A 21,279-nucleotide genomic window follows, 5' to 3' on the forward strand; every position below is an offset into this window, starting at 1 on the left:
ATTCATCTCTAGCAGTACGTTTTTAGCATCAGCTCAAAATCTTTCAAAGCCGCAGCTGCCGTAGCTAAAGGCGCAGATGCTCCTCCACTTACAACAAGTTCCCCCATTTCTTGAGTTAACACCCGAATGCATTTATTGGAACCTTGCAGATGAGCAAACGGATGATTTGCTGGAACTAATCTTAATTCAACACCTGTTTGAATTTGCTGATTCTTAATATGAATAAAACCGACCAGACGAGGAATTACATTTTCTTTTTTCCAACCACGAATATGATCGGCTGTGACATGACTGATTCCTTGTCTTGGAATATCTTGAATTTTTATATCAGCTCCCAAAACAGTATTGGCTAGTATCGTAATTTTGGCAGCAGTATCCCATCCATCTACATCGAAAGAGCTGTCAGGTTCTGCAATACCTTTTGCTTGAGCTTTTTCAAGAGATTCTGCAAACGCACATTCATGTTGCAACATATCATTCAAAATAAAATTCGTGGTGCCTGTAAACACACCTTCTATTTCTAAAATTTGGCAGCCAGCTAAGTTATATTCAAACAAATCAACAGTTGGTAAGGCAGCAGCTGTCGCACCGCTAAAAAATAGTTTTTTATTGTGCTGATGTGCCAAGTTAACTAATTTTTTACCATCTACGACTAAAGCACCTTTAGATACCGCAATCGCATTCATGCTATGTGTTAAAGCATAATCTAAATAAAATAGGCCTTTTCCACCTGTCACATAATCACTTGGGCCAGTCTCAATAATGACATCCGCCTGAATCTGTTGTAAAAACTTTTGCTCAGTTAAGCCTGCTTGATATTGTGTTTTATCTAACCACTTTGCAGCTTGTAAACCTTCTTGATCAATTAAACCTGATGATGATTTACAGACACCCACTAAACGGGCATCAATTTGATATTTTTGTTGATAGTATGCCGATCGATTTAAAAGAAGCTCTGCAATTTGTTGCCCAATCCGTCCAAAACCACAAATTGCCACGTTAACTCGCTTCATTTCGCTTTCTCAAAAATTTAAATGGTTTAAATCAATTTTCCCAAGATAATTTTAACATCTTATCTCTGGAAATTTAGTATTTATAAGGATGGTTAAAATACTATATCTCTTAGATATTCGTTAAATTAACAATCTTAATGACCATATAAATTGCAACAGCAAAAACCATTAAAGCAAAGACTTTTTGTACAATCGCAGGTGGAATAAAGCGAATAGCTCGACGACCTAATAACATGCCTGCTACACATGCAAGAGCAAACGCACTAGTAATGGCGACTGGATAATGAAAACCCTCTGCAATATGCATCACAATACTTATGCCACTAATGAGAAAAATAATCATAAGTGAGGTTGCAACAATGCTATGCATATCCAAATTCGTGACTTTTCTAAGCGCTGGTACAATTACAAATCCACCACCAACCCCTAACATACCAGTTAAAAGCCCCGCAATAATTCCAATGCCAGCAAGTACACCGCCTGTTTTAAAATTCCAGATAAATCGCCCTGTACTTGGGTTGACCTGACACGGCGGGTTTTGGAAATCTGAGACTCGGTTACTGATGAGTCGATAACCCACTGTAAACATAACCAAGCTAAACATTAACATGAGCCAGACAGGTGAAATCGTATTGGATATTAAGATTCCAATATGGGCCATTGGAGTACCAATAATTGCTATCCAGATTGCAGCGCGATAGCGCACAATCTTTTTAAATAGCCCTTCAATGGTTCCAATCAGGGTAGATAGCGCGACAGCCAGCAAACCAATAGGCGCTGCTTGAGCCACTGTCCAGCCTTGACTTGTCATGAGTGCGGGTACAGCGAGAATACCACCACCCGCACCAGTAAGACCAAGTAAAAAGCCAATCACAATGCCTTCAACGACAAGTAGTAACATATCAAAAAGCCTAAAATTGCATATATTTCATTTGCTGTGGACTGCCATTTGATGAGTGAGCAATTTCTCATCTTCTTGCGAAGCTTCAGTCGCTTCACAGGGTAAGGCGCTGCTTTGTTTATCCTCTTAACTCGAACATAGTTCTCGTCTTCTTGCGAAACTTTAGCCGCTTCTCAGGACAAAGCTTTGCTTTGTTTATCCTCTTCCACTCGAGCACAGCTCTCGTCTTGCGCTCGGGTAAAGCGTTGCTTTACTTATCCTCGCTCAGGTTTGACCATCCACTCACGGCCTTTGAGCATGCCTTGCCAGTAAATCGGTGGCAAAATCTGTTCTTTAAGCAACCAAGCCAAACGAGATGGTTTTTGTCCATCAATCACCCATTTTGGAAAACTAGGAAGTAATTTACCGCCGTAACCAAACTCGGCTAGAACGATTTTTCCACGCTCTACTGTGAGTGGACATGAGCCATACCCATTGTATTCACAGAAGTTTTGTTCACCCTTGAGCTGCGTTATCACATTCACAGCGACGATCGGAGCTTGTGCGCGTGCAGCAGCAGCCGTTTTGGCATTAGGCGCATTCATCACATCACCTAAAGCGAAAATATTGGCATGCTGTGTGTGTTGTAAAGTCTGAGGATTCACACTCACCCATCCTGCATCATCAGTGAGAGTACTTGCACGAATAAAATCTGGGGCTTGTTGTGGTGGAACAACATGCAACATATCGAAATCAGTCTCGACCAATGCTGCATTTTCATCATTCACTACCTTAAACCATGCTTTTTTTGCAGGCCCATCTACTTTGACCAGTTGATGGTTAAAGTGCAGTTCTGAACCATATTTTTCGACATATTGCATGAGTGCAGGCACATATTCTTTCACGCCAAATAAAACACCGCCGGTGTTATAAAAATGTATAGAGATATCTTTTAGTTTGCCTTGCTTTAACCAGTAGTCGGCTGAAAGGTACATTGCTTTTTGAGGAGCACCAGCACATTTAATCGGCATAGGCGGTTGAGTAAAGATAGCCTTTCCAGCATTTAGGTGTTGCGCCAGTTCCCATGTATACGGCGCTAGATCATAACGATAGTTAGACGTTACCCCATTTTTACCTAAGGTTTCGACTAAACCTTCAATGCCATGCCAGTTCAGTTTTAAACCGGGACAGACGACTAAAGCTTTATATTGAATGGGCTGGCATCCTTCCAAAATAACCTGATTATGCTCAGGGTCGAATCCGGCAACAGCAGCTCTCATCCATTTCACTTTTGCAGGAATCACACTTGCCATTGAGCGTGCGGTTATTTCTGGTTTGAAAATACCGCCACCAACCATGGTCCAACCCGGTTGATAATAATGGGTATCTGCCGGATCAATAATGACAATATCTAAATTAGGTTCACGACATAAAAGACTAGACGCTACAGAAATTCCTGCTGCTCCAGCGCCCACAATCACAACGCTATAACAAGGAATTGTCGCTGATTCATGGTCACGTTTTAAAATACGTGGCACTAAACCTTTTAAGTTAAATCCAAGTTTGTTACCTGATTCAACTAACAGCGCTGCATCTTGTGGAACAACTTCAGCCAAAGCCCACAAACTGATTGCACGCATACCAGAACGGCAATACGCTAAAACAGGTTTTTGGGCATTCTTATAAAGCTGTTTAAACTCGGCAACTTGTTGATCGGTAATTTTGCCACTGCTAACAGGTTGATAAATTACCTTTAGGCCATGTCGCTGAGCTGCTTCTTCAATTTCAATCACATTGGGTTGGTCTGCACCTTCTCCATCCGGGCGGTTACATATCAGAGTTTTTACTCCCTGATCAGTAATTTTCGCAATATCATCGGCAGTAATCTGGTCAGCAACATAAAATTCTTGATTAACTCGTTTAAGTTCCATATCGCCACCTTATGATTGTGAAGTTGAGCCACAAGCCTGATTGGCAGGTAGCGCTTTATCGATTTGTTTTGGATATGGCAGATTTAAATTATTCATCAATTTAATAAAATCTTCTCGTGAGCGATTCTGACCTAAACGTGAATTTTTTAAACGTTCATAACCAATCGTTGAAGACAAACGACCCTTATAGTCGTGTCCCGGATACACAATAGTGTCGTCAGGTAGGCTGAAAAGTTGCTTATGAATACTGTCATAAAGTGTGCCTGCATTACCTTGTTGGAAGTCAGTTCGACCACATCCATCAATTAATAATGCATCACCAGTGAAAACCATGTTTTCAACCAAATAACTCGTACAAGCATTGGTATGACCTGGTGTATAACGTGCTTCAATACTAAGGTTGCCTAGTTTCAGCGTACAACCATCTGTAATTAAAATATCTCCGCAACTTACTTCTGAGTTTCGATGTAAAACTGATTTGCAATGGAAATGTTCACGCAGTAAATTTGCAGCAGTAATATGATCTGCATGAACATGTGTATCTAAGGTATAGATGAGCGTAAATTGATGCTTTTCTAATTCTTTTGCATAGATTTCTATATCTGATGCAACTGGGTCAATTAAAACAGCCTCTCGTGTTTCTTCACATCCAAGCATATATGTATAAGTCGAACTTTCTTGTTCAAAAAATTGCTTAAAGAACATGATTTATACCCCGATAATTTATTTCTATCCTATATTTTGCAAATACAATGCCAATTATTTTTATTTAAATAATAAGTTTAAAAATCATATAGTTAATTTAAAATTTAAAATTTAAATGAGAATATAAACTTTTCTTGATGTTTCATTGAAACTCAAGTATGTTTCAATGAAACGATTGTGAAACATATAAAATGGCAAAGCTAAATTTTGAGTCAGAACAAGATTTTTATATTTTATTTGAGCAACTTAAGGCTTTATTCCCAAATGCGAGTCTGTTTTTAGCAGACACAACGACTCACGCAATTCACTATAAATTTAACACAGATGACATTTCTGTTGAGAGCATGGCAGCGCTTACTCAAGATCATCACAATCAATATCTCGAAATCAATACTCCTAAAATGAGAAAGCGATTTATCTATCAAGAACATGATATTTATATTGCCGAGCATCGGATTATTGGGAAGCTACATATTTTACAGCCGATAAGCAATGAAAATGACATTACAGAACCGTTAGAAATAACAGAGCAATTGAAAGACTTAGCCGAAGTTTTTAATAGCTGCTCACCAGAAATGGCTCGTATGTTTTCGATTATTCAAAGAGTAGCTATTACTGAGTTTCCAGTGCTTGTCCGCGGTGAATCTGGCAGTGGTAAAGAATTGGTAGCAAAAGCCATTCACGATTATAGCCAGCGCAAAAACAAAATTTTTGTAGCGATTAACTGTGCTGCTCTCAATGCCAATATTTTAGAAAGTGAGCTGTTTGGACATGTTAAAGGTGCTTTCACAGGAGCAATTCGTGACCATAAAGGCGTGTTTGAACGTGCCGCTGGTGGAACACTGTTTCTGGATGAAATTGCCGAGATTCCTTTAGAGCTTCAAGCTAAATTATTACGAGTGTTAGAAACAGGTGAATTTACGCCTGTAGGTGGTGAAAAACCGATTCAAGCCAATGTCCGAATTATTACTGCAACACATAAAGCTTTACGCGAAGAAGCTAAAGCCGGACGGTTCCGTCATGATTTACTCTACCGTTTACGCGTAATTCCAATTTTTATACCTCCACTCAGAGAACGAAAAGTCGATATTCCACTCATTGTCGATCAGATTTTAAAAGAAAGCTCAACTCAACTCGACACCATGCCTCGTCATGTCAATCAAAAAGCCATGCAAGTTCTTTTAAATTATGACTGGCCCGGAAATGTTCGTGAGCTTAAAAACACCCTACTTTATGCGTTAACGATGGCAAATGGTAAGGATGAGATTGAAGTTGAAGACTTACCAAATGAGCTTTTAAATGCTGACGATTACGTTAAATTGCCTGAGACAAATACCGAGCTTAGTCCAGAAAATGTGCAAGCTGCTTTAGAAAAATATGACCATAACCTGAATATGGTTGCTAATATTTTTGGTATTAGCCGTACAACGCTTTGGCGTTATAGACAAAAACATAAGCTTTAGCTAGGTATTTGTTAGATCTAAGGCGTATCATATTGCAGTTGGTTAGATCCATTAAATTCAAAGGCTTTCTATGATTGTTCGCGATAAAAGCAACGTTTTTAAACTCTTATTTGCATGGAAAGGAACTGTTCTACCCAAGGTCTTGCCAGCATTAAGTTTTGTTGTATTTATTTCAGCATGTGTAGTTTGGCTTTCTTATTATCATTGGATTCAAATCCCTACCGTACCCGCGATTGGATTTACTATTTTTGGTGTAATTCTTTCTATTTGTACTGGCTTTAGAAATAACGCCTGTTATGACCGTTGGTGGGAAGGCCGCAAACTTTGGGGTGCATTAATTGCTAATGCCAGACATATTGTTAGAGACAGCCATATTCTCACCAATGAACAACGTGAACATTTAATTCATCAGGTCTTAATTTTTAGTAATTTACTACGTGATCGACTGCGCCAGCAAACTGCTGAACCGACCAAATTTCTTGAACATGCGTATTTAAATAACTCTTCACTTGATTATTTAAATGAACATATTAATGCGCCTCAGTTTGTACTCGAAAACATTCAAAAAGATTTAGTTAAAATACTAAAGGACGGTGAAATTAGTGACATTATCTATAGCACGCTAAATCGACATATTATTGAGTTAGGCAATATTCAAGCAGGTTGTGACCGTATTGCCGGTACACCTTTACCCTACTCTTATTCTGTACTTTTACATCGCGCTGTTTATTGTTTCTGTTTCATATTACCGTTTAGCCTTGAAGCAGCTTTAGGTATTTGGACACCGCTTATTGTTGGCTTAATCGCGTATATGTTTTTAGGGCTAGATGCCTTAAGTGCTCAAATTGAAGAACCTTTTGGTTTGCAAGAAAATGATTTACCGCTCGATTCTATTGTACGTTTGATTGAACGTGAGTCTCTAAGCTCTTTAGGACAGCCATTACCTCCTATTATTGAAGCCAAAAACAACAATTTACTTTAATAAAAAAGAGCGATGATTCGCTCTTTTTTATAGGTTTAAGTGTCTATTTAGGGTTGTACAATAATCTTAACGGCTGACTCATTGTTGTGAATTAAGGTTTCAAAACCTTGTGAAATCAAATCATCCAGTTGAATACGCTGCGTAATAAAAGGTTCAAGATTTATTTTACCTTCTTCAACCAATTTAATGGTTTCTTGATGGTCATTTACATAGGCAATTGTGCCTCGTACATCAAGCTCTTTCATTACTACACTATGCACATTAATTGATGCTGGATGGCTCCAAATCGAAACAATAACGATCACGCCTGTTGGTTTCACTGCCGCAACCAAAGTATCTAATACCTTGTTAACGCTACTACATTCAAACGCGACATCAACACCATTGCCATTAGTGATTTTCATGACCTCAGAAACAACATCAACTTCTGATGGGTCTAAAATATAATCTGCGACTCCCGACTCTTTGGCTTTTTCTTTACGTTTTGCACTTAGCTCAGTAATGATGACCTTAAGCCCTTTCGCTTTTAAAATTGCCGAAAGCAATAAACCAATTGGGCCCGCACCGCCAACCAGTGCAATATCACCAGCTTTTGCACCACTACGTACGAAAGCATGATGCCCCACCGATAAGGGTTCAATTAAGGCTGCTTGATCTAGTGGAATTTTATTGGAAATTGGGTGCACCCAACGGCGTTTAACCGCAATTTTTTCCGACAAACCACCACCATGACCACCTAAACCAATAAAGTTCATATTTTTGGAAAGATGATAATTATCACTCGGTCCAGTCGGTACATCATCGGCCACAATATAAGGCTCTACCACCACATGCTGACCAATTTCAATGTCATCAACACCTTCACCTACAGCATAGACAACACCTGAAAACTCATGGCCCATGGTAATCGGTGCAGATTCACCTGAAATAGGATGTGGATGTCCACATGGTGGAATAAAAATTGGTCCTTCCATAAATTCGTGTAAATCTGTACCACAGATTCCACACCAAGCTACCTTAATGCCTACAGTGCCGGGAGTGACTTCTGGTTCAGGGATATCTTCAATACGAATATCGCCTCTGTCATAAAAACGCGCTGCTTTCATTATTATCTCCCTCAAATCAGGATGTTGTTTTAGCGATAGACTATTCCACCATCCGTTAAAATAGATTGACCCGTAATATAGTCCGAATCTTCACTTGCCAGAAAAGCAACTAATGCAGCTACATCATCTGGTGTTTGGGCTCTACCTAAAGCAATGCCTTCTACATACTTTTTATAAGTTTCACCTATAGTAGCACCAGTAATTTCAGCAAAACGTTTATCAATTTCAACCCACATGTCAGTTCCGACAATTCCGGGGCAATATCCATTTACCGTAATACCATGACTGGCATATTCTTTTGCCGCAGCTTGGGTAAGTGCTCGTACCGCAAACTTGGTTGCCGAGTAAATACCGAGTAAAGCAAATCCGTCGTGGCCTGCAATTGAACAGGCATTAATGATTTTACCTTTATGTTGGCGATGCTTAAATTTTGCAGCAGCAGCCTGTATTCCCCACAGTACGCCACCAATATTGATATCAACAATTTTTTGAAATTCATCAGGTGTGATATCCGCAATCGCCTGAACCTGTGCAATTCCAGCATTATTAATCATGACATCAAACCCGCCAAGTGTCTGCTCAGCATGATTTATAGCGGCATACACTTGCTCTCGGTCACTTACATCAGCAATAAATGTGCTCGCATTTACACCTAAAGCCTGAATTTCCTGCTGCACATCGTTCAGTCGATCTTGTTTCATATCCACTAATGCAATATGTGCCCCTTCTTGCGCCAAGCGCAGGGCAATCCCACGGCCAATGCCTTGAGCTGCCCCCGTCACTAAAACGACTTTATTTTTTAATCCCTTAACCATGTTCAACTCCTGTAAATGCAGAATTTCTACATATGAATCGCTCGTTGCATTGAAGCTAGAATGGATTCATGCATAGCTTCTGATAAGGTTGGATGCGGAAAAATCACCTGAGCTAAACTTTCATCAGTTGCTTCTAGGTATTTGGCAATAGCAAATCCTTGGATATGTTCGGTTACTTCATGGCCTACCATATGTGCACCAAGCAGTTCGCCCGTTTCTGAATGAATAATAGTTTTCACAAAACCTGACGCATCTCCAATTGCCAAAGCTTTACCATTTGCAGTTAAAGAAAACTTGCCGATTCGTACAGGTAAATTCCGAGCTTTTGCTACGTTTTCCGTTAAACCAATACTCGCCACTTGTGGATGAGTAAAAATACAACCCGGAATCTGGCTACGATCGAGTGAATGTACGTTTGCTACACCAGCAATTTTCTCGACACATATCATGGCTTCATGGCTTGCTTTATGGGCAAGACACGGTGCTCCAGCCACGTCACCAATCGCATAAAGCCCTGCTACATTGGTTTTACAATATTCATCAATTGCCACAAAACCTTGTGGATTTAGTTCTACACCTAAACGTTCTAGTCCTAACCCTGTGGTATTCGGCTGTACACCAATTGCCGAAAGCACACGGTCGAAAATAATCGTTTGAACGTCATTTGCCGTTTCAATTACACAGTGGACTTGATCATTTTCAATTTGAATACTTTGAACAACAGCATCGGTTAAGACCTTCATTCCTTTTTGTTCAAATTGCTTTCTGACAAATTGAGCAACTTCCCCATCTTCAGTTGGTAAAATTTGCTTGGCTAAATCAATAAGCGTGACCTGACACCCCAAGTCTTGATAAAGACTAGCAAACTCACTACCAATCGCACCCGAGCCCACAACGAGTAAACTTTTTGGTAATTGCTCTGGTACAAGCGCTTCTTTATAGCTCCAGACGTACGTTCCATCGACAGGCAGCTGAGGAACATGTCGAGCTTTAGCTCCTGTTGCCAAAATGATGTGTGGCGCACTTAAAGCTTGACTGTTACCTTGAGCATCGGTCACTTCAATTTTTTCTTTAGCCGTAAGCTGAGCACGACCATTAAACACTGTCACCTGATTCTTTTTAAGTAAATAATCGATGCCTTGTACTAACTGAGCTGACACTTGGCGGCTATGTTGCACAAGCTTTTGAATATCAAAATCAAGTTGAGATACCTGAAAACCAAACTGTCCAGCATGTTTAAACTGGTTTGCAAGCTCTGCCCCTGCAAGCAAAGCTTTAGTTGGAATACAGCCCCAATTTAGACAAATTCCGCCTAAATGTTGCTCTTCTACAATTGCGGTTTTTAAGCCGAGCTGGGCTGCGCGAATTGCAGCCACATACCCACCCGGTCCCGCGCCAATCACAATTAAATCAAATTGAGCTTCTGACATGCGGGTTCTCCTACACCAAAATTAAAGCAGGGTTTTCAACAAACTGCTTAAAGCTGGCCAAGAATTTCGCCCCAACTGCACCATCAATGACTCGGTGATCGCATGACAACGTCGCTGTGACAATCTCACGAACCACTACATTGCCATTTTCGACAACAGCGCGAAATTCAGAAGCACCTAATGCCATAATTGCACCTTGCGGTGGATTAATAATGGCATCGAACTGTTTAATGCCTAACATTCCTAAATTTGAAATGCTAAAGCTGCCGCCCTGAAACTCATCAGGTTGTAACTTGCCAGTCTTGGCACGCGTTGCCAAATCACGCATGTCATCAGAAATTTGTGCTAAAGACTTCTGATTTGCTGCTTTTACAATTGGTGTAATTAAACCATTTGGAATCGCTACAGCCACCGAAATATCCGCTTGAGAGAACTGTAAAATTGATTGAGTCGCCTCATCAAACTGAACATTCACCTCAGGTACTTTAATCAGTGCCGCCGCCGCCGCTTTAATTAACATGTCATTAATAGAAAGTTTGACTTGTGGAACAGTCTCATTAATTTGCTTTCGTAAATTTTGCAAAGCTTCCACGTTTAGATCGACCACTAAGCGGAAATGCGGTGCATTACGTTTAGCAGCCTGTAACCGTGAAGCAATCGCTTTACGCATACCATTCATCGCGACTGTTGTAATTGTCGATTGTGGTTGAGCAGCACATTGCACAGGTTGTTCATCTAACGATGTTGGATTGCTACGGTAATAAACCGCTTCAACGTCTTCTTTACAGACACGACCACGAGTACCTGAAACGCGGCAATCATTTAGGTTAATGCCCCATTGCTTTGCTAAACGGCGTGCTACAGGTGTCGCTGAAACTTGACTATCGTCGGCAGTAGATTTAACTACTTTAACTTGAGTTTGCTGCTTAACATTAGGCCACTGACCACCAGCAGCTTGTACAGCTTTCTGGATGTCTTGAACACTAATACGTCCTTCACGACCAGAACCTGTGACTTTTGCCAAGTTCACATTGTGCTTTTCTGCAAGCTTTAACGCATGCGGTGTGGCAAAGAACTCATCAGATGTTTGATAGCCTTGTAATGGCTCTGATACAGCGTAGTCACCTTTAGTAGCCTTTACTGGAGCTGAAGCACTTGCAGCTACAGACAGTGGTTGTTCTGTTTTTTCAACAACAGGTGCAGATGTTTCCGCCTTACTTTGCTCCGAAGGTGCTTCCGGGGCTTTAGGTGCTGAACCACCTAGTGATGCGATAAACTTTTCAACTTCTGCATCAGAAATTTCACTTTCAGCACATACAGCAATAAGCCCACCAACAGGTAAAGTATCACCATCTTTTGCTAAAATTTTACGGAGCGTTCCAGCAAAAGGCGCTTCTAACACATTGACGATTTTTGTGGTTTCAATTTCACAAATTTCATCGCCCTTATTAAAGCTATCACCCTCTTTAATCAACCATTGGGCGATCGTGCCTTCTTCCATGGATAATCCCCATTTCGGGATCTCCAGCGTTTTAATTTCGCTCATCCTAAGCCTCCAATGTTTTTCGCACAGCTTGCTCAATACGCTCTACACTTGGAATCCATTCTTTTTCTAAAACTGGAGAGAATGGAACAGGCGTATGTGGTGGCGTTACGAGTTCAACAGGTGCTTTCAAATAGTGGAAACCTTTTTGTGCGACCAGTGCGGCAACATCATGCCCAAAGCCACAGCGTGCCGCTGATTCATCCACAATAACTACACGCCCAGTCGATGCAACAGACTCTAAAATTCCTTCTTCATCCAGAGGGGAAATCGTACGAGGGTCTACTACTTCAACTGAAATACCATCTTTTGCCAGTTTGTCTGCTACTTCATTGGCGCGGTGTACCATCAGGCCTAAAGCAATAATGGTCACGTCTGTGCCTTCGCGGGTGTAATTTGCTACACCAAAAGGAATGGTATAAGCATCATCTGGAACTTCACCTTTAATGTCATAAAGCATTTTATGTTCACAGAACACTACAGGGTCATCATCACGAATAGCCTGAATTAATAGCCCTTTCACATCATATGGGCTAGATGGAACCACAACTTTTAAGCCCGGAACCGCGGCAAATACGTTATATGGTGACTGAGAATGCTGGGCTGCCGCAGAAAAACCTGCACCAATCATGCCACGTACAACCATGGGTGCTTTTGCTTTTCCACCAAACATATAACGGAATTTAGCGGCTTGGTTATAGAGCATGTCATGACACACGCCGTAGAAATCCATAAACATTAAATCGGCAACAGGACGTAAACCTGTTGCAGCAGCACCAGCGGCCATACCAATAATTGCAGACTCGGTAATTGGCGTATCAATAACACGTTCCGAACCAAACTCTGTCCATAAACCTTTGGTTACGCCCAATACACCACCGAAACCTTCTAATTGGTTTTCTTCAGTGTTTTTACCGCCGTGCCCACCGCGGACATCTTCACCAACAACAAATACGGTTGGATCACGGCGCATTTCTGATTCAATGGCTTCTTTAATTGCATTACGAAAACTTTTATTTGGCATCTTTACTATTCCTTTAGTAAGAGACATAGACGTCAGTAAGGAGTTGTTCTGGTTTCGGATATGCCGCAGCACGAGCTTTTGCAACGGCATCATCAACATTTGCCTTTGAAGCTGCATCAATCTCGTCTAGTTTGGCTTCATCAATTTTGCCTTTGACTTTCTCACGGAAAATTTTTAAAGGATCTTTATTTTCTTTGATGAACTCGACTTCTTCTTTAGAACGAATCAAGCCAGGGTCACCTTCGAAGTGGCCATAAAAACGGTTTGTGATGGTTTCAATCACGCTTGGACCTTCACCACGACGTGCACGTTCAATGGCAGTTTGAGCGGCTTCATAAACGGCAAAGAAGTCTGTACCATCAACTTTAACTGCCGGTAAACCGAACCCAGCTGCACGACCAGCTATGTCTTTGCTTCCTACTGCGTAATCATGACCAGTCCCCTCACCAAAGCCGTTATTTTCAAAAACGAAAATCACAGGAAGTTTAAGAACAACAGCCATGTTCATCGCTTCAAAAGTAAGGCCTTGGTTTGAGCCACCATCACCTGTAAAAGACAGTCCGACACCGCCAGTCTTTAAGGTTTTCGCTGTCAACGCTGCACCAATTGCTAAAGGAGGCCCACCGCCCACAATCCCGTTGGCACCGAGCATACCTTTATCTAAATCGGCAATATGCATAGAACCGCCTTTTCCACGGCAGAGTCCGTCATCTTTACCAAAAATTTCCAGCATCATGCCGTGAATGTCACAGCCTTTTGCAATACAGTGTCCATGTCCACGGTGTGTTGAAGTGATATAGTCTTTGTCGGTTAAATTTTCGCAAATCCCGACTGCTACAGCTTCTTCACCACTGTATAAGTGAATAAAGCCAGGAATATCACCATTGGTATTTTCTTCGTGAAGTCGATCCTCAAATTCACGAATATCGCGCATGCGTTTATATGCTGCGAGTAATTGCTCTTCCGTTAATTGCATATCCTTTTCCTTTATTATCTTGATTATTAAAAATCAACCAAGTTTCAGCGAGAGTTATATATTTCGCTATAAATAATAAAGCTCAATTTAATTTAACATGCTATTAGACTAAAAAGTTTTAAATGGTTTTTATGGCTATTAATTTTTATTTATCACAAACTTACACCGAAAAAATAAAATTAAAAAATTTTAATTAATTTCATACACTTGTAAAACAAACCTTTAACCAACCTTTATTAATTTATAATATTTGCTGTGCACTATACGCATTAATAAATTCTTTATTTCTTATTTATAGAAATAAGGTTTTTATTATAACCAGTCAAGTTGCAAATTAATTTAATATAAAATGGAATTTTATATATGGACTTAAAAAGGCAAATAGAGACAGGTATTAAGTTAAGAGGAATAGATAAAGTTTCTCGTATTCCTATTAAAATTTTACCTACCGAAGAACTACCTAAAAAACCTGAATGGATTCGAGCAAAAATAACTGATTTCGAAGAAATTCAACGTATCAAAAATTTATTACGCCAACAAAAGCTACATAGTGTTTGTGAAGAAGCCGCATGTCCAAATCTACCTGAATGTTTTGGTGGTGGTACGGCAACATTTATGATTATGGGAGATATTTGTACAAGACGTTGCCCTTTCTGCGATGTAGCACATGGTCGTCCAATGCCTTTAGATGAAAATGAACCTAAACATCTAGCTGAGACGGTCGCTAACCTAAACTTAAAATATGTAGTCATTACCTCTGTAGACCGTGATGATCTACACGATGGTGGTGCAGCACATTTTGTGAAGTGTATTGAAGAAATCAGAAACCGTTGTCCAGATACGCTAATTGAAATTTTAGTTCCGGACTTTCGTGGCCGTTTAGAAACAGCACTCTCTACATTAAGCTTATCACCACCCGATGTATTTAATCATAATATTGAGACAGTACCGCGTTTATATAAAGCAATGCGTCCCGGTTCTGACTATCAGCATTCATTAAATTTATTAAAACGTTTAAAAAAATACTGTCCTGATATCAAAACTAAATGCGGTCTAATGGTAGGGCTAGGAGAAATTGAAGCTGAGGTTATTGCTCTACTCAACGATTTAAAAGATCATGATGTAGATTTAGTGACTATTGGACAATATTTACAGCCCTCTAAATCACATGCCCCTATTCACCGGTTTGTGAATTTACAAGAATTTGAAAGATACACTCAGCATGGTCAGCGTTTAGGCTTTAAAAATATCTGGAGTGCGCCGATGGTCCGTTCTAGCTATTTTGCCGATCGGCAATATTTCGGAGAACCTGCCCCAAAGCCATTTTCAAGAGAGGATGTTTTGTCATAGGGCGAGGCGAAATAACAAAACTTACCCAATAGGATAATAGTCAAACCGTTTAAAATTATTTAAGGTAAATGAAATAACGAGGAAATAGTCACAATAAGAAAGCTAAACCTGTTGAGCGGCCACGGATACGCCATTTCAACGATAAAGGAACTTCGATATGGATATGTCAAAACAATTATTATTGCCTTCTACAGACAACCTTCCGTCTTTCTTTAGACCGGAAACAATCTCTGAAACCCCTTGTTTAGGAAAAAAGCCGTCACTCGATCTAGATGCGGCTCCTATATTTGATCTAGATCATGAATGGCAACATTCCTTGTTTGGTCGTTCAATCCAAGAGTGCCATAGAAATTTGATGCACATTGCTGAAGATGCAGATATGGCAATTGGGGTGACTGACCCTCACGGTACTTTACTCTGGACATGGAGTAGTACACCTATGCGTTCATCTGCTGAACAAGTCCATTTTGTTGAAGGTGGGCAATGGTCAACTCAAGCGGTTGGTCAAAATGCAATTGGTCTTGCCCTAAATACGCATTCTGCAAGCTGTGTTTATTCACATGAAAACCAGATGAACAGCGTTAGAGACTGGGTATGTTATGCAGCCCCAATCACTGACGCAAATACAGGCCAGTTTTATGGCATTATGAACTTATCAACTAAATATCAAAAGCATAACTCACTTGGAATTTTAGCTGTTGAACGCTGCGCCGATATTGTAAAACAAGCCATTCAACTTCATCAAAAGAACATTTTATATATTAAGGCGCTAGGCACGCCTAAGGTTCAATACAATCAACATGGCTTGACACTCACGCAGCGCCAAATCGAAATTTTATGTATTCTTGCTTTATGTCCGGAAGGCATAAACTTAGAAGAGCTTCACTATGCCTTATATGGCGATCGACCAGTGAGTACCACTACACTAAAAGCTGAGCTCTCACAGCTTCGAAACCTGATTCCCGATGTGATCGAGTCACGACCATATAGACTTAACTGTGAAATTCAATGTGACTTTCTCATGGCTGAGCAAGCACTAAACTTAGGTTTTACTGCAACCACTTTAACACTGTATAGAGGTAGTTTTTTAGCCAAGTCAGAAAGTCCATTTTTGTGTGCTTGGAGAGATTGCTTTGATGCCCGCTTGAGTCATGTGATTTATCAAATTGATGATGTAGACCAACTATTACGTGTGGTTAGCCGTGTTCCCGACCGTGTTGATGCCGTTGAACGCTTACTTGAGCTTCTGCCTGAAGAAACACCTTATCGGGCAAAGCTCTTAAAATTGCTTGAATAAAATAAAAGGGAGAATATGTAGAATATTCTCCCTTTTTAAGATGAGATCAAGCAGAGGCTTGAAGCTGTACTCTATAGCAATCGTCTAAAGCTAATTCATAATACCGCAGCCCTTCTTCCGCCGCATGAAATGCTTTTTGCTGCCAATCAGGACGTTCATTACACAAACGTTTAATCAGCTCCATGGCTTCATAAGGATGTAAATCATCATAATGAGCATGTGCACGTAACCAGGCTAAAGAACGCTTATCAATGGTAACTTCCGGATGATCCGTATAAGCGTGTATGCCTTTATAGACTTGAATAGACCAGTCACCTGTCGCCCATTCAATTGCTAAATTGGTCGCTGCCAGACATTCAGCCAAGTTGCCACGATGACTCATATTCCAAAGAAAATGATTCACCGCATTCATCGAAGCTGGTGGGCGAACACTATCGAGTTGTTCTACCGTTAATCCAAAACCTCTAGCCCAATCCCGATACCACTGTAAATGGCGCTCTTCGACCTTAATATTTTGAATTAACCAATCTCGTGTTTCTGTTACACCCGGTTCAGCAAAAGCAGTCGCCTTAGCTAACGCACCAGCCATATATGACGGGAAATGTGCTACCAGTGGATAGAAATTAAGTAAAGCATAACGGAAACTTTCTAGGCTCAATCCCCCATTGGCCATTTCAGTAAAAAACGGATGTTTACTCACCCGCTCCTTAACCGGTAAAAGATCATCCCAAAACCGCTGAGACCATTCATTATGCGCTGTAATTTCTAAACTCATTCCATATTGATTTAAAGCAGTCATTGCTAATTTTCCTATTTATATGACAGCAATCATCTGTACTTCACGGCTATAAGTCTATCCGAAAATGATAAAGATACAATCTTTAATCGACCATTAGTAATTTTTTCTCAAAGGTTTTGAATCTTTAGATAATTGTGACGCTAATCATTGAAATGTCGTGATTTTTATCACAATAAGGGCCTATAAAAATCATTACTTTTTTAAAAAATCTGTATTATTATTTTGAATAAACCACACAATATATAACCAATATTTTTAGATGGAACTTTAATAAAACAAGTCGCATTTTATGCCAACTTCCAATATAGAGAGCATTAATTATGAAGTTGCAAGGTTCCAATATATTGGGACAGGAACAAATAGATTTATTAACCACACGCGGATTAAATTTCGTATGGTTTCCAAAGCAACTTGAAACGATCTATCGTTTTCAATATCAAAATGGTGCGGCCTATGAGTTTCGCTATAGAGCACCTATTATTTTAATATTATATTTATTTTTAAGCTTTGGTATATACCAAGTCTTACCAACCGACCAAGTTTTATCCTGGTTAAGCTATTATTCTTGGGTAGGTATAATTGTTTTAATTGCATGGATTTTATCGTTTATTAAAAAATTAAATCAGTGGTTTGATTATTATGTCGGAATTGGCTCTGCTTCCGCTGTCGCTATCACCTTTATTTTAATTAACGTTTTAGAAAATGGCCAAGATAATGTACTTTTTCATGCAGCAATGATGTATGCGATTGTGATTATCTATGGTGCGGTAGGTATGCGCTTTTATACTGCGATCATTGCAGGATGGGTCGGTGGTTTAGTTGGTATTTTAGTCAGTACTTATGTGAAAGGCGACATAGATTGGACCTTTTTGAATCGCACATATACGTTTAGTAGTTTCTTAGGAATGACGCTTGCGTATGCTACAGACCGTCAACACCGAGAAAACTATTTACAAAACTGTATGATTGAGCTCAACCGTATTGAACTCATGCAACAAGCGCAGCAGTTGTCTTTGCTTTCACAGCAAGATGCTTTAACTGGGCTTGCTAACCGACGTTATCTTGATGAAACACTGGACAATGAATGGCGTCGTGCACTGCGCCATGAAACACCACTGACTATTATGATGTTGGATATCGACTTCTTTAAACCCTATAACGATACCTTAGGACATCTTAAAGGTGATCAGTGCTTAAAAGATATTGCGACCGCAATTTCTTCAATTGCTGCTCGTAGTGGAGATTTAGTTGCCCGTTATGGTGGTGAAGAATTTTTACTTCTCTTCCCCATGACCAATGCTCAGCAAGCTCAGATTCAAGTCGAAAGATTAATGAACGCAATTAAAAAAATTGCCATTGTTCATCCATGTAGTAGCGTTTCACCATACGTAACCATTAGTGTGGGTGTGGCAACCACAATTCCACGTTTAAATGATTCAATTTCTGCCTTTGTTAGCCGTGCAGATCATGCACTCTATCAAGCAAAAACAAATGGTCGCAATCAGTATCAAATTGCTGTAAATCAAGAACAAATTGTAGATTTAACTTAATTATTCATGGGTCTATTTAATTAAAAAATTGCGCTCAATAACAATAAAAAAGCCACATACTTTGAGTTATGTGGCTTTTTTACGTCAACCAAGTCTCTATGGTTCAATAGGTGCAAATGGAGGAACAACATCTGCATTTTGAGCACGATTTCGCAAGAAATGGTCCATTAAAACTATTGCTAACATTGCTTCAGCAATTGGAGTTGCTCGAACGCCCACGCACGGATCATGACGGCCTTTAGTTAACACATCAGTATCTTCACGATTTAAATTAATCGTTTTACCTGGAGTAGTAATACTTGCAGTCGGTTTTAGTGCAATCGCCACACGAATAGTCTGGCCACTTGAGATACCGCCCAAAATACCACCAGCATGATTCGCCAAGAAGCCCTGACTCGTCAATTCATCACGTGTTTCATGACCAAACTGACCTGCTACAGCAAAACCATCACCAATTTCAACACCTTTAACCGCATTAATACTCATCATGGCATGTGCGATATCAGCATCTAAACGGTCAAAAACAGGCTCACCCCAACCTACAGGAACTTTCTCAGCTAAGATTTCTAGCTTAGCGCCACAGCTGGTGCCTTGTTCACGTAAAGACGTAACCAATGCTTCAAAACGAGGAACAGCGTCTGCATCGCCACAGAAAAACGGATTATTTGGAACTTCATTCCAATCGAGTTTTTCGGCAACTTCGTTACCAATTTGAGTGACATGACCACGAATCAAGACACCAAATTTTTCTGCTAAATATTTCTTCGCAATAGCACCAGCTGCAACACGCATAGCAGTTTCACGAGCACTTGAACGGCCACCACCACGATAATCACGGAAACCATACTTTTGTGTATAAGTATAATCCGCGTGACCCGGTCTAAAGGTTTGCGCAATATTCCCATAATCTTTCGATTTTTGGTCAGTATTACGAATGAGTAAACCAATTGGTGTACCTGTGGTTTTACCCTCAAATACCCCTGAAATGATTTCAACTTGATCAGGTTCTTTACGCTGGGTAGCAAATTTCGATGTACCAGGCTTACGGCGGTCCAAATCTATTTGCAGATCTTCTGCTGTTAATGCAAGGCCTGGTGGCACTCCATCAACAATTGCCATTAAACCAACACCATGCGATTCACCGCATGTGGTTACACGAAAGAGTTGTCCAATAGTGTTCCCTGCCATACGTACAACTCCTTAAGCTTGTTCTGCAAATAATTTTCTATAACGACGACATTGTTCAGCAGTCAAAGCAAAAATACCTGAACCACCTTTTTGGAAAGTAAGCCAGTTAAACTCAACAGTATTGAAGTTCTGACGCATAGCCCATTCAGAGTTACCCACTTCAATGACAATTAAACCATCTTCAGTTAAATAATCTGCTGCTTGAGCAAGCATTTTACGCACGAGGTCTAAACCATCTTGGCCTGCTGCCAATGCAAGCTCAGGTTCGTGCAAAAACTCTTCTGGTAAGTCAGCCATATCTTCGGCATCAACGTACGGAGGATTACTTACAATTAAATCGTACTGGTTTTCAGCTGGAATCTTGGCAAACAAGTCAGATTCAAGTAATGCAACTTGATATTGCTTATTGTGATGTTCAACATTAATCGATGCTACTTCTAAAGCTTCTTTAGAAATGTCTGTTGCATCTACTTCTGCGTCTGGATAAGCATAAGCTAAAGCCACTGCAATACAGCCAGAACCTGTACACATATCTAAAATACGTTGTGGTGTCTTAGGCTTGGTATTTTCTGGTAGGTTGTTGAGTGCTTCACGCATTTGACCATTTTCATCTAAACAATATGGTGCAAAACGTTGCTCAATTAACTCTGCGATTGGTGAACGCGGAATAAGTACACGTTCATCTACATAAAATGGCTTATTAAAGAAGTAAGCTAAATTTAATAAATAAGAAGTTGGAATACGGTCATTAATACGACGTTCTAACAAACTTAAGAATTCTGCTTTTTCACTTGGTAAAAGTTTAGCATCTAAAATCTCTGCGTCTGCTGACCATTCAAGAGATAAGGTTTGTAAAACTAATGCAGAACTTTCTGCAAAATAATCTTCAGTACCTTGTCCTAAATGTGCATCATGTTGACGTAATGCTGATACCCCAAAACGAATAAAATCTCGAATTGTAGATAAATTTTCAGCAGCTTCCTGTAAATGTTCAGGGCTAATCGTCGGTCGCTCCACTTAGGCGTCTCCAAAGGCAAATTTTGCAAAGTGACTATTCTACTGAGTGAGACAAAGCAACGCAACGCTTTGCCTTGTGAAGCAGTGTTTTACACACCTATCTCTAACAATCTCAGCTTAAAATCAGAATACTTTGTTTTAATTAAGAAATAATGAACTTTATAAGTAGCGCAATATGTAGTCTCTGAAACAAAAAAGCGGCCTTTAAAT

General features: G+C 40.0%; 18 protein-coding genes. 5 read left to right on the forward strand and 13 right to left on the reverse strand.

Annotation, left to right across the window (positions count from 1 at the left end):
* Nucleotides 1-8: 8 nt before the first annotated feature.
* The 4 genes from RMA95_RS13180 to RMA95_RS13200 form a co-directional block, all read right to left on the reverse strand.
* Nucleotides 9-1,013, reverse strand: coding sequence for a homoserine dehydrogenase (locus RMA95_RS13180; protein ID WP_311071174.1), 1,005 nt, complete (start codon nucleotides 1,011-1,013; stop codon nucleotides 9-11).
* A 109-nt stretch (nucleotides 1,014-1,122) separates the two neighbouring features.
* A complete protein-coding gene (locus RMA95_RS13185) occupies nucleotides 1,123-1,914 on the reverse strand; it encodes a sulfite exporter TauE/SafE family protein (RefSeq protein WP_311071176.1) in 792 nt (263 codons plus the stop codon).
* Between the two features lie 254 nt (nucleotides 1,915-2,168).
* Entirely contained in the window at nucleotides 2,169-3,824 is a 1,656-nt protein-coding gene (locus RMA95_RS13190) for a TIGR01244 family sulfur transferase (protein WP_409187561.1), read from the reverse strand.
* Nucleotides 3,825-3,833: 9 nt separating this feature from the next.
* The gene (locus RMA95_RS13200) at nucleotides 3,834-4,529 is read right to left on the reverse strand and encodes an MBL fold metallo-hydrolase (RefSeq protein ID WP_311071178.1); all 696 of its coding nucleotides are present in this window, start codon (nucleotides 4,527-4,529) and stop codon (nucleotides 3,834-3,836) included.
* 191 nt (nucleotides 4,530-4,720) lie between these two features.
* Between RMA95_RS13200 and RMA95_RS13205 the strand changes: the two genes are divergently transcribed.
* Nucleotides 4,721-5,992 (forward strand): sigma-54 dependent transcriptional regulator, encoded by a 1,272-nt coding sequence (locus tag RMA95_RS13205; RefSeq protein ID WP_311071180.1) that lies wholly within the window; start codon nucleotides 4,721-4,723, stop codon nucleotides 5,990-5,992.
* A gap of 70 nt (nucleotides 5,993-6,062) precedes the next feature.
* Nucleotides 6,063-6,974 (forward strand): bestrophin family protein, encoded by a 912-nt coding sequence (locus RMA95_RS13210; protein WP_311071182.1) that lies wholly within the window; start codon nucleotides 6,063-6,065, stop codon nucleotides 6,972-6,974.
* A gap of 47 nt (nucleotides 6,975-7,021) precedes the next feature.
* On the opposite strand, the gene RMA95_RS13215 is transcribed toward RMA95_RS13210, so the two are convergent.
* From RMA95_RS13215 to RMA95_RS13240, 6 genes are read right to left on the reverse strand one after another with little or no spacing between them, the layout of a single operon-like run.
* A complete protein-coding gene (locus RMA95_RS13215; RefSeq protein WP_311071184.1) occupies nucleotides 7,022-8,080 on the reverse strand; it encodes a 2,3-butanediol dehydrogenase in 1,059 nt (352 codons plus the stop codon).
* 29 nt (nucleotides 8,081-8,109) lie between these two features.
* Nucleotides 8,110-8,895 (reverse strand): acetoin reductase, encoded by a 786-nt coding sequence (locus RMA95_RS13220; RefSeq protein ID WP_311071186.1) that lies wholly within the window; start codon nucleotides 8,893-8,895, stop codon nucleotides 8,110-8,112.
* 26 nt (nucleotides 8,896-8,921) lie between these two features.
* Nucleotides 8,922-10,325 (reverse strand): dihydrolipoyl dehydrogenase, encoded by a 1,404-nt coding sequence (gene lpdA / locus RMA95_RS13225; RefSeq protein ID WP_311071189.1) that lies wholly within the window; start codon nucleotides 10,323-10,325, stop codon nucleotides 8,922-8,924.
* 10 nt (nucleotides 10,326-10,335) lie between these two features.
* Nucleotides 10,336-11,871, reverse strand: a complete 1,536-nt coding sequence (locus tag RMA95_RS13230; RefSeq protein WP_311071191.1) for a 2-oxo acid dehydrogenase subunit E2 — start codon at nucleotides 11,869-11,871, stop codon at nucleotides 10,336-10,338.
* Nucleotide 11,872: 1 nt separating this feature from the next.
* Nucleotides 11,873-12,892, reverse strand: coding sequence for an alpha-ketoacid dehydrogenase subunit beta (locus RMA95_RS13235; protein ID WP_001133054.1), 1,020 nt, complete (start codon nucleotides 12,890-12,892; stop codon nucleotides 11,873-11,875).
* Nucleotides 12,893-12,905: 13 nt separating this feature from the next.
* Entirely contained in the window at nucleotides 12,906-13,868 is a 963-nt protein-coding gene (locus tag RMA95_RS13240; RefSeq protein WP_191000137.1) for a thiamine pyrophosphate-dependent dehydrogenase E1 component subunit alpha, read from the reverse strand.
* Between the two features lie 363 nt (nucleotides 13,869-14,231).
* Here RMA95_RS13240 and lipA point away from each other — a divergent pair, with 363 nt between their 5' ends.
* On the forward strand, nucleotides 14,232-15,218 hold the full coding sequence (gene lipA, locus RMA95_RS13245; RefSeq protein WP_311071195.1) for a lipoyl synthase: 987 nt from the start codon (nucleotides 14,232-14,234) through the stop codon (nucleotides 15,216-15,218).
* 157 nt (nucleotides 15,219-15,375) lie between these two features.
* Entirely contained in the window at nucleotides 15,376-16,515 is a 1,140-nt protein-coding gene (locus RMA95_RS13250; RefSeq protein WP_000367581.1) for a helix-turn-helix domain-containing protein, read from the forward strand.
* Between the two features lie 46 nt (nucleotides 16,516-16,561).
* Here RMA95_RS13250 and RMA95_RS13255 read toward each other — a convergent pair whose 3' ends face one another.
* On the reverse strand, nucleotides 16,562-17,314 hold the full coding sequence (locus RMA95_RS13255) for an iron-containing redox enzyme family protein (RefSeq protein WP_311071198.1): 753 nt from the start codon (nucleotides 17,312-17,314) through the stop codon (nucleotides 16,562-16,564).
* Nucleotides 17,315-17,634: 320 nt separating this feature from the next.
* Here RMA95_RS13255 and RMA95_RS13260 point away from each other — a divergent pair, with 320 nt between their 5' ends.
* Entirely contained in the window at nucleotides 17,635-18,864 is a 1,230-nt protein-coding gene (locus RMA95_RS13260; RefSeq protein WP_311071200.1) for a GGDEF domain-containing protein, read from the forward strand.
* Nucleotides 18,865-18,960: 96 nt separating this feature from the next.
* Here the strand turns inward: RMA95_RS13260 and aroC are convergent, their stop codons facing one another.
* Together aroC and prmB are read right to left on the reverse strand one after the other, a co-directional pair.
* Nucleotides 18,961-20,052 carry a chorismate synthase gene (aroC, locus tag RMA95_RS13265; protein ID WP_263613660.1) on the reverse strand — a complete coding sequence of 364 codons (1,092 nt, stop codon included), beginning with the start codon at nucleotides 20,050-20,052 and terminating at the stop codon, nucleotides 18,961-18,963.
* 12 nt (nucleotides 20,053-20,064) lie between these two features.
* Nucleotides 20,065-21,069 (reverse strand): 50S ribosomal protein L3 N(5)-glutamine methyltransferase, encoded by a 1,005-nt coding sequence (prmB, locus tag RMA95_RS13270; protein ID WP_311071201.1) that lies wholly within the window; start codon nucleotides 21,067-21,069, stop codon nucleotides 20,065-20,067.
* Between the last annotated feature and the right edge of the window lie 210 nt (nucleotides 21,070-21,279).

The organism is Acinetobacter sp. V110_1, from assembly GCF_031798975.1.
In the GTDB taxonomy this organism is placed as follows: Bacteria; Pseudomonadota; Gammaproteobacteria; order Pseudomonadales; family Moraxellaceae; genus Acinetobacter; species Acinetobacter nosocomialis_A.

Coding starts and splice junctions, on each gene's coding strand:
- RMA95_RS13220 (WP_311071186.1), bottom strand. CDS start 8,895: ATGGTTAAGGGATTAAAAAATAAAGTCGTTTTAGTGACGGGGGCAGCT.
- RMA95_RS13255 (WP_311071198.1), bottom strand. CDS start 17,314: ATGACTGCTTTAAATCAATATGGAATGAGTTTAGAAATTACAGCGCAT.
- RMA95_RS13185 (WP_311071176.1), bottom strand. CDS start 1,914: ATGTTACTACTTGTCGTTGAAGGCATTGTGATTGGCTTTTTACTTGGT.
- RMA95_RS13250 (WP_000367581.1), top strand. CDS start 15,376: ATGGATATGTCAAAACAATTATTATTGCCTTCTACAGACAACCTTCCG.
- RMA95_RS13190 (WP_409187561.1), bottom strand. CDS start 3,824: ATGGAACTTAAACGAGTTAATCAAGAATTTTATGTTGCTGACCAGATT.
- RMA95_RS13215 (WP_311071184.1), bottom strand. CDS start 8,080: ATGAAAGCAGCGCGTTTTTATGACAGAGGCGATATTCGTATTGAAGAT.
- RMA95_RS13260 (WP_311071200.1), top strand. CDS start 17,635: ATGAAGTTGCAAGGTTCCAATATATTGGGACAGGAACAAATAGATTTA.
- RMA95_RS13205 (WP_311071180.1), top strand. CDS start 4,721: ATGGCAAAGCTAAATTTTGAGTCAGAACAAGATTTTTATATTTTATTT.
- RMA95_RS13230 (WP_311071191.1), bottom strand. CDS start 11,871: ATGAGCGAAATTAAAACGCTGGAGATCCCGAAATGGGGATTATCCATG.
- RMA95_RS13210 (WP_311071182.1), top strand. CDS start 6,063: ATGATTGTTCGCGATAAAAGCAACGTTTTTAAACTCTTATTTGCATGG.
- aroC (WP_263613660.1), bottom strand. CDS start 20,052: ATGGCAGGGAACACTATTGGACAACTCTTTCGTGTAACCACATGCGGT.
- RMA95_RS13180 (WP_311071174.1), bottom strand. CDS start 1,013: ATGAAGCGAGTTAACGTGGCAATTTGTGGTTTTGGACGGATTGGGCAA.
- lipA (WP_311071195.1), top strand. CDS start 14,232: ATGGACTTAAAAAGGCAAATAGAGACAGGTATTAAGTTAAGAGGAATA.
- RMA95_RS13200 (WP_311071178.1), bottom strand. CDS start 4,529: ATGTTCTTTAAGCAATTTTTTGAACAAGAAAGTTCGACTTATACATAT.
- lpdA (WP_311071189.1), bottom strand. CDS start 10,325: ATGTCAGAAGCTCAATTTGATTTAATTGTGATTGGCGCGGGACCGGGT.
- RMA95_RS13240 (WP_191000137.1), bottom strand. CDS start 13,868: ATGCAATTAACGGAAGAGCAATTACTCGCAGCATATAAACGCATGCGC.
- RMA95_RS13235 (WP_001133054.1), bottom strand. CDS start 12,892: ATGCCAAATAAAAGTTTTCGTAATGCAATTAAAGAAGCCATTGAATCA.